Source organism: Rickettsia sp. TH2014 (assembly GCF_019249195.1).
Classification (GTDB): domain Bacteria; phylum Pseudomonadota; class Alphaproteobacteria; order Rickettsiales; family Rickettsiaceae; genus Rickettsia; species Rickettsia felis.
On the sequence record NZ_MXAX01000108.1, the window covers coordinates 1 to 5,163 of the forward strand.

Sequence of the window (5,163 nt, forward strand, 5' to 3'; positions counted from 1 at the left end):
TAAACTGCAATACGGAGGCACGACCTAGCAAATAATCCTGGAGATTTTACAGCTAAAGCAATTCAGCAAGGTGATTACGATTTAGTTAATACTTTGTTAACAGCTTTCAGTATTGCTCCAAATGAAGTAGTTTATATATTGAATGATAGCGGGTGTCTTTTATATTTTGTGTGCAAGAATAATCAGAAAGAGATAGCTGAGCTTTTAATTAAAAAAGGAGCGGATGTAAACTTTAGTGATAATATTATAGCCCGCCTTTATATAGTGCTATAGAAGCCGAGCGTCCCGATATGGTAGCATTTCTACTTGAAAATGGGGTCGATCCTAATTACATGGGAAACCAAATTCTCTCTTGTTTAGAAAAAGCTACTTTCAGAAACCAAGATATAGCTATGGTAACCAAGTTGCTTGCTTATGGTGCTAATATGGAATTTAAAAGCAGTGCAAAGACCATATTTGAAAAATTAACATGTTTAGGTAGCAGTTCTGAGGGTCAGGATAAGCAAAGTCAAATAGATATGATTAAAGTATTTTTACAATACGGAGCTAATCCGGATAGGCTCGATTCTGACTGTCAAATGTTCTATGACATGGAAATAATGTATAAACCTCTGAGAGCACTTTTAACGCTTGAATCGGCATTTCGTCGGAATGATTACACGGCAATTAAGGATATTGACAAGAAAGATTTAGCTGTATTTATTCAATGGAAATCAGAAATATGGCCGGTTATAAAACGCGGTTCTAAGGATAAGCTTGATTATATTAATAAGCTACAGGAACTAGATAAATTTTCAAAACAAGTGAGTTTAGATTCGGATGATTCTATAGAACAACCGCTAATAAAATTAAGAGCAAAGATAGATAAATTGGCACCGTCTTTGAAGTTTGCCTGCCTTGTAAAAATTGCAGATATTATGAAAGGTGACGTTGAAGGTCAGATAACATTTGATGATGAGTTAACGTATAATACTACACTGGATTTACTGAAAAAAAGCGGGTTTCAAGTTGACGTAACAGGGGAAACAGGGGAACTACTGACTTAGTTTAAAAGTTTTGTTGTTGTATGGATCAATTTTTCGTCATTGCGAGGAGCGAAGCGACGTTGCAATCTAGGAAAATAATTAAAAAAATCTGATTTACAGAATTTTTTACTGGATTGCTTCGTCGAAACTTTCAGTTTCTTCTCGCAATGACGGCTGGGGTATCCACGCAACAATACCTTCTCGCAATGACGGTAAGCAACCTATCCTCACACTATCAGCCCCTTCACTTGGGAGTTCCATAATTTTTGATATAGCTTACTATTTTTTAGTAATTCTGCGTGGCTGCCGTCATCGATTATACTACCTTTTTCAAAAACTAAAATTCTATCCATATTGAGTAAAGTAGATAATCTGTGGGCAATGACTATCACGGTTTTATTTTGCATTAAATAATCCATTGACTCTTGAATCAGGCTTTCCGTCTCGCTATCTAAGCTACTTGTTGCTTCATCGAGAATTAAAATAGGAGCATTTTTTAAGATGGCTCTTGCTATAATAATTCTTTGACGCTGACCGCCTGATAAATTATTTCCTCGCTCTCCACACATAGTATCGTAACCGTCCGGTAGATTATCGATAACATCATGAATATGTGCAGATTTTGCCGCTTCTATAACCTCCTCAAGAGTAGCTTCTTTTTTTCCATATCTGATATTATCTAAAATAGTACGATGAAAAAGTACCGGTTCTTGAGGTATAAGGCTAATGGCTTTTCTTAAAGAATCTTGAGTTACGTTTTTAATATTTTGATTATCGATTAAAATCATTCCTTCTTCTATATCATGTAATCTAGTGAGTAAACTAATAAAAGTGGTTTTCCCTGAACCGGAAAAACCAACTAGCCCCACTTTTTGCTTACTTGGAATTAATACCGATTTATTATAAAATAGATTATTATTATGGTGATAATTAAAGGTAACATTTCTAAATTCAATAATCCCTTCTTTGATATCTAAAGGAGTAGCGTTTTCAATATCCGTTATAATATGCGGTGCCATTAGGGATAAGCCTTGATTAAATGCCCCGATCTGCTCGAACATATCACCTATTTCTTGCGTTAAATCCCAAATATCGTCTGCTACATTTATACATAATGTTAGCACTAATACGCAATCACCTATGCTTATAGATAATTCGCTACGAAGCTTAGATAAATAATAAATCATTATAAAAATCATTATTGAACAAGAAGTTCCAAGAGCATAACGCAATTTGAACATGAAGATTTGCATAGTCTGCTCATCTGCTACGGCATTTTCTACTCTTGTTTCTAGATGTTGACGTTCAAATTTATGAGCCGTAAACATTCTAACCGCATTAATGTTGCTAATTGCATCTACGATACTACCGGCAACAAAAGATTGGCTTCTAGCATAATTTAATGAGTATTTATTGATTTTATCCGAGAAAAGAACACTCAGCCCTAAAAAAACTGTAATCCATAAAATAAATATCGTAGCAAAAACGTAATGTACGGAATATAAAGCAATTAATGCAAATACGATAATAGCTAGTTTACGAAGAATTTTTTCACCGAATATAGAAATAATCATCTCAAACGATCTTGCGGTTTCGGTAATACGATTGCTAATATGTCCGGCTAAATTATCCTGAAAGAATTTATGGCTATGATATTGAGTATAATTATAAAGTTCATTTAGTATTTTTCCTTTTATTACGGGCATAGTCTTTAGATACAAATAATCATATGAACGATATGCTATATTAATACTCTCCCACCAAAGAGCATAAAATACTGCCCAGTAAATCATGGAAGATAAAAGGTTATTTGCGTTCTCATCACTGAAAGATTCGATTAGATCAATGATTTTCTGAAGTAATATACTATCAATTGTCGGAATCATACCGAGTAAAATACAGATTACAGTCAATAAAGTAATTTTAACTTTATCGAATTTTAAAAAATAAATACCTAAGCTAAATGTTGATTTAGATAAAGTAGGGTATTTTATCACGATAATGTACCTCAATTTTAAAACAATATATTAATTCGTGTTATTTCAGAGCATATTTTAATTTAATTATTTTGCAAAAATATACCTAAAAATATTAAATCTATGGAAAAATAATAAACAAGCCTTGCTTCTTACCTTAAATAATGCTACAAAATTCAGAAAATAACTTCAAAATCATTAGAAATGCAAGAAAAAGAATTATCTAATCATTTTTTAGAAGCACAAGAAAAGTCTAAGGAAGACGATTCTCCGTTCTTTGATGTAAAATATATTTGTCAAGCAAGTTTATTAATTACGGATTCTATCCGAAAAGGGCATGATGTAACTCAATTGTCCAATGGTGATATTAATGTTACAGAAGTAAGAATAGTAAATGTTCATTATAATTGGAACTCCGAAAAAGGAAAATTTGTTAAAACTAATCAGATAGAATTTAATAATAGCAAAGGCCGCTGATTAAATCAAATACTGTATACTCGTTTAATTTGAAAAATTGGCTGCGTCGTCCTATAAGTACTGTGGCGCTCACGTATTTAAGTATACGCTCCGCTCCTCGTCTTATGGACTCTTGCTCTTTTCCAAATTAAACTTCGTCTACTTAATTCATTATACTTGGAGTATATTGTTATTGTCAAAAAGCATATTATCTTAAAACAGCAGCTTAAATATGGAATTTGATCAATTATTATTATCGAGGATTCAGTTTGCTTTTACCATAAGTTTTCATATAATATTTCCTGCTTTTACTATAGGGCTTGCAAGCTTTTTAGCGGTAATTGAAGGGTTATGGTTAAAAACAAAAAAGCCGGTTTATCAAGAAATATATAAATTTTGGGTGAAGATTTTTGCCGTTACTTTCGGTATGGGAGTAGTTTCGGGCGTTGTAATGTCTTATCAATTCGGTACTAATTGGTCTAATTTTTCAGATAAGGTTGGAAATGTCCTTGGTCCGCTTCTCGGTTTTGAAGTATTTACTGCCTTTTTCCTCGAATCTTCTTTTTTAGGTATAATGTTATTCGGCTTTAATAAAGTCAGTAAAAAAGTACATTTTATTTCTACGTTAATAGTTGCTGCTGGTACTGTAATCTCAGCTTTTTGGATACTTGCAGCTGGTAGCTGGATGCATACGCCTGCTGGTTTTGAACTGCGAGGCGATGGGTTCTTTTTCCCTTTAAATTGGCTAGAAATTATCTTTAACCCTTCTTTCCCATATCGTTTTTTCCATATGATTACGGCGGCTTATTTAACTACTTCTTTTGTTATCGGTGGTGTAGCTAGCTTTTATTTACTAAATAATCGTTATAAAGAGCACGCTAAAATTATGCTTTTTATGGCGGTGTTAATGGCGTTAATCGTTGCTCCTATTCAAATATTTATCGGCGATTTGCATGGTTTAAATACTCTTAAATATCAGCCGGTTAAAGTTTCGGCTATGGAAGGTATTTGGAATACGGAAAAAGGAGCGGCTTTTAATCTTATCGGCTTTCCTGATGGGGAAGAAGAAAAAACAAAATATGCTGTGGAAATACCTTATGCTAGTAGTTTAATTTTAACGCATAGCTTAGACGGTGAAGTGAAAGGGTTAAAAGAATGGACAAAAGAAGAGCGTCCGCCGGTGCTAGTCGTATTTTTCAGCTTCCGTATTATGATAGGAATCGGTTTCTTAATGGTATTTACAGGTATTGCGGGGTTATATCTTTACTTGAAGAAAAGATTATATGCTACGAAATGGTTTCAATATTGGTATATATTAATGTCACCTTCAGGTTTTATTGCAGTACTTGCTGGTTGGTTCGTAACCGAGGTAGGTAGACAACCTTATATAGTATATAATATTTTAAAAACCGCAGATACGGTATCACCGGTACTCGGCAAATATGTATTTATCTCTCTAATTGCTTTTGTAGTAGTATATGTGATCATTTTCGGAGCGGGTATATATTATATAATGCATTTAATAAAGAAAGGTATAGAAGCGATAGATAATAAAGAAACGTACGGAGAGATTGGATTAAGTAATCGGTTGTGATTTATGTCATTCCCATGTGGACCTGTAAAACCAACTGTGTCACCCCGTGGCTTGACCACGGGACCCATAAAAACAACAAAAAATACTAATAATTTTAGTATTTTAACTGGAT

Annotated in this window: 5 protein-coding genes; 4 read left to right on the forward strand and 1 reads right to left on the reverse strand. The window is 33.5% G+C overall.

Annotation, left to right across the window (positions count from 1 at the left end):
• Positions 1-93 precede the first annotated feature (93 nt).
• Positions 94-273, forward strand: a complete 180-nt coding sequence (locus KYQ89_RS07630; RefSeq protein WP_256621192.1) for an ankyrin repeat domain-containing protein — start codon at positions 94-96, stop codon at positions 271-273.
• 17 nt (positions 274-290) lie between these two features.
• Positions 291-1,046 (forward strand): hypothetical protein, encoded by a 756-nt coding sequence (locus tag KYQ89_RS01960; protein ID WP_256621193.1) that lies wholly within the window; start codon positions 291-293, stop codon positions 1,044-1,046.
• 206 nt (positions 1,047-1,252) lie between these two features.
• Here KYQ89_RS01960 and KYQ89_RS01965 read toward each other — a convergent pair whose 3' ends face one another.
• A complete protein-coding gene (locus tag KYQ89_RS01965) occupies positions 1,253-3,022 on the reverse strand; it encodes an ABC transporter ATP-binding protein (RefSeq protein WP_218460182.1) in 1,770 nt (589 codons plus the stop codon).
• 183 nt (positions 3,023-3,205) lie between these two features.
• On the opposite strand from KYQ89_RS01965, the gene KYQ89_RS01970 reads away from it, so the two are divergent.
• Both KYQ89_RS01970 and KYQ89_RS01975 read left to right on the forward strand, forming a co-directional pair.
• Complete coding sequence (locus tag KYQ89_RS01970; protein WP_218460183.1) at positions 3,206-3,478, forward strand: DUF2671 domain-containing protein; 273 nt, start codon at positions 3,206-3,208, stop codon at positions 3,476-3,478.
• 211 nt (positions 3,479-3,689) lie between these two features.
• Entirely contained in the window at positions 3,690-5,051 is a 1,362-nt protein-coding gene (locus KYQ89_RS01975) for a cytochrome ubiquinol oxidase subunit I (RefSeq protein ID WP_218460184.1), read from the forward strand.
• Positions 5,052-5,163: the final 112 nt, after the last annotated feature.

What these genes read in the sequence shown, in the direction of transcription:
- KYQ89_RS01960 (WP_256621193.1), top strand. Translation starts at nt 291, where the DNA reads ATGGTAGCATTTCTACTTGAAAATGGGGTCGATCCTAATTACATGGGA.
- KYQ89_RS01970 (WP_218460183.1), top strand. Translation starts at nt 3,206, where the DNA reads ATGCAAGAAAAAGAATTATCTAATCATTTTTTAGAAGCACAAGAAAAG.
- KYQ89_RS01975 (WP_218460184.1), top strand. Translation starts at nt 3,690, where the DNA reads ATGGAATTTGATCAATTATTATTATCGAGGATTCAGTTTGCTTTTACC.